Consider the following 3,457-nt stretch of genomic DNA (forward strand, 5'->3'; position numbering starts at 1 on the left):
GGCGGAGTCGTCCCGTCCGGCCAGCACGATCTCCCGGCCTCGCCCGGCGCCGACATCCGGCAGCGCCGCGACCACGCGTTCGGCCAGTTCGTTCGCGTAGAACTCGGCGATCGTGAATCCGCTGCTGTGCCGGACCGTTTCACCGGGGAGCTGCGTCACCAGATAGGCGAGATCACCACACCGCGCGCCGAGGATGCGGATACTGCCGTGCGGATCGTGCGGATCGCACCCGTTCTGTCCGAACACCGCGATGCGGAGATCGGGGGCGTGCACGGCCCGGAGCACCTCGTCGACGGCACGATCTCGATCCCGCAGGGTGTCGCGGGTGCGGGCCAGGTTCTCCAGATGCTCGCTCCACCATTCGGTGCGGCTGGCGAATACCAGTGGCCAGGGCAGGAATTCCGCACCGAGGTCCTCCCAGAGCACCAACAACTCCAGATCGGTGAGAGTCCAGGTGCGCAACGCCGATTCCGTTTCCACCGATTCACCCCTCCACGACGGGCTTCGCCACGATCGGCGGTTCACCGATGGCGTCGGCGAGATGCTCATCGGAATCGAGGAAGTCCGGGCGTTTGTGCTCCTTGCCCTGATTCTGAGCACCCGCACCCGGAGCGCCCGCGGGTCCCATCGGACCGCTCATGGGCATGCCCGCGCCGGTGGCGAGACCGGCCCTGACGGTACCGACAGCATCGACGGACAAGGCGGCGCGGGGAAAGAGCTTCGAGGCGGGACTGTTTGCGCTGAGCTGAGTCTGCGGACCGCCGCCGCCCGGTGCGCCGCCGCCCCCTTTCGGTCCACCGGCGCCCACCTTCTTGGCGAGGTCGTTGAGCGCGGCGGGCATTCCCGCCAACGGTGCGTTCGCCAACTGGTTCCGCACATCGTTCTGCGCCTGCTGGGCCAATGCCTGCTGGGCCTGTTCCGCGGCCTGCTGCGCCGATTGCAGCCCCTGGTCCACGGCGCTCTGCAACTGCTGCGCGACTTGCTGACCCTGCTGTCCGCCGGTCCGCGAGTCGGACTGGGACCCTCGCGGATCCCGATTCGCGTCCGGGGAGGGCGTATTCGGACGGGGCGATCCGTTCTCCGCGTCCGGGGGCAATCCCGCCTGCCGCGCGGCGGCCAGTTGACGCTGAAGGTCGGCGCTCAGGCCACGGTCACCGCCACCCGTACCGCCGCCACCCGTACCGCCGCCACCCGTACCGCCGCCACCCGTACCGCCGCCACCCGTAGCGCCTCCGGTGCCGCCTCCGTTGTTGTTGCCGCCGTTGTTGTTACCGCCTGGATCCAGCGACGGCGGCGGGGCGGTCGGATCGGCCAGTTTCGGGATGGCGAGACTTGATGCGGTGAGGCCCGGGATGTAGTACCGCTTCCAGCCCTGGATCGCGGACTGCACCAGCGACTCCTGAATCTCGGGGCTGTACTGCGCCACATTCCGCGGCAGCGATTGCTGTGTCCCCCACAGCCATTCGGCCGCGTACAGCAGATTCCGCGAGATCGAGCGCATATCCGTGGTGAGGTCGTTGGCCTGCGCCTTGAAGCGTTTGGCCGCGGCGATGGCCGCGGCCGCGCCCTGACCGGACCACTGCTCGTCCTGCTCGATTCGTTCCAGCCTGCCGGTGAGATTGTCGAAATCCTCATCGATGCGGTCGGCGATCCACCGCCAGTCACCGCTGCTGTTGGCCACCTTCTGCGGATCCATGCCCTCCCGAGCGGTCTGGAACCAGTGGCCGGTATGGCCGTTCGGGTCCTCGGGGTCGATCGGGTCGGCGTAACGATCATCGAAGTGCAGGTTCGGGTCGTCCGCACCGGTGCCGACCGCCTTGACGTCGCTGTAGTTCGAGGACAGGATCTCCGCTGCCGTCTTCCGCCCGTCCGGCATCGGCACCTCGATCTGGCCGTAGCGAGGGCTGGGACCCAGCATGGATCTGTCCCGCTCCGCGGCGGCTGGACCGAGCCCGTCGAACGCCGCCTTGGAGTCGGTCTCGGCGTCGTCGTACAGCTTCCCCGCGATCATGAGCGTTTCGCCCATGGCGGTGACCAGGTCGATGAACTTGCCGAGCGACTCCTCGAGCCGACGGCCCTGCGCATCGAAACGGGAGGCGAGGGCGAGCGCCTTCTGCAAATGGTTGTTGTCGCTGAAGCCCTTGTGCTCCTTGACGAAGGACACGTACGTACCGACCGAGGTCAGCGAATACACCGAGTCGGCCGCGAAATTGGCCGCCTCCCGCGCCGCGGTCTCGGTGATGCGCAGCTGCCCCTGCCGCGCCTGCTGCGCCAGACCGGTCCATGGATTGTCACCTTCGGCCACCGTATCGCTCCTCCCTCACCCGAAGCCGTTGTGGCGCAGCGTGAGCGCGCCCGACTCGCTTACCCCTGCCGGAACCGCGCCGCTGCGATACCCATGAAGTGAACAGCAAGTGTACGCAGTACGACGTCGAGGCACCGGACCACCGAACATAGCGCGGAGCGCCGCGGGCGCGCACGGTGCAGCGGCGAGGCGCGCCCCGGCGGGTGAGAGGTCCGTCGACTTCGAGAACGAGGAGCGTGGAGCGTCCGGTCAGACCCGCTCGTCGTCGAGGACGAAAGCCACCTCGGCGATTCGGGTCTCGATGGCGGTGAGCATGCGCTGCCGGTCGGCGGCCACCGCCGTGGGCGGTTTCTCGTCGGTGATCAGGTAGCGGCCGTCGTCGACGAGGTCACGCCAGCCGAGTCGATACCGCGCGATACCGCGGGGGCCGTAGGCGGAATAGCCCTGTGCCACGGTGATGGTGCCGATGCCGGCCGCGGGCGCGGCGAGAAATTCGGCGGCACGGTCGATCGCCGAACCGTGGTAGGTCTCATGGGCCGGAGACAATCCGAACCCGTAGTCGGTCTGATCGCGGCTCTCCCGCTGCGCCAGCACCAGGTCGCGGCCGCGGCCCGCGCCGATGTCCGGAAGCGCGGCGACCACCTCCCGCGCGAGCTCCTCCGCATAGAACTCCACGATGGTGAATCCCGCCGCCTGCCCCGGGGTTTCACCGGGTCGCTGAGTGACGAGATAGCCGAGGTCGCCGCAGCGGGCGCCGAAACACCGGATGGCTCCGGCCGAACCGGGCATGGCACCGCCGTCCCGGCCGCGCACCTCGACGCGGATGTCGGGCGTGCGCAGCGCGGCCACCACCCGATCGAGGGCTGGATCGCGGTCGCGCAAGTCCTCCCGGGCCCGCACCTTCTCGGCCAGATGTTCGTCCCACCATTCGGCACCGGTGGCGAACATCAGGGGCGCGGGCAGATACTCCGCATTCGTGTCCTCCCACAGGACCAGCAGCTCCATGCCGCCGAGATTCCAGGTCCGGTGCACCGGTATCAGTCCTCCACCACGGGTTTCGCCACGATCGGCGGCGCGCCGATGGCCTCCTCCAGGTACTCCTCCGATTCGAGCCATTCCGGCCGCTTGCGCTCCTTGCCGCCCTGGTTCTGC

3 protein-coding genes are annotated in these 3,457 nt (G+C 68.8%); all 3 read right to left on the reverse strand.

Features of this window, described 5'->3' with window-relative positions:
* The coding region (locus tag QK444_RS34285; protein ID WP_282786167.1) for an ESX secretion-associated protein EspG at nt 1–480 on the reverse strand (480 nt) is incomplete at its 3' end.
* A 4-nt stretch (nt 481–484) separates the two neighbouring features.
* A complete protein-coding gene (locus QK444_RS34290) occupies nt 485–2,305 on the reverse strand; it encodes a hypothetical protein (protein WP_282786168.1) in 1,821 nt (606 codons plus the stop codon).
* Between the two features lie 249 nt (nt 2,306–2,554).
* Nucleotides 2,555–3,337, reverse strand: a complete 783-nt coding sequence (locus QK444_RS34295; RefSeq protein WP_282786169.1) for an ESX secretion-associated protein EspG — start codon at nt 3,335–3,337, stop codon at nt 2,555–2,557.
* Nucleotides 3,338–3,457 lie beyond the last annotated feature (120 nt).

It is taken from the genome of Nocardia sp. CC201C (assembly GCF_030010695.1).
GTDB classification, from domain to species: Bacteria; Actinomycetota; Actinomycetes; order Mycobacteriales; family Mycobacteriaceae; genus Nocardia; species Nocardia otitidiscaviarum.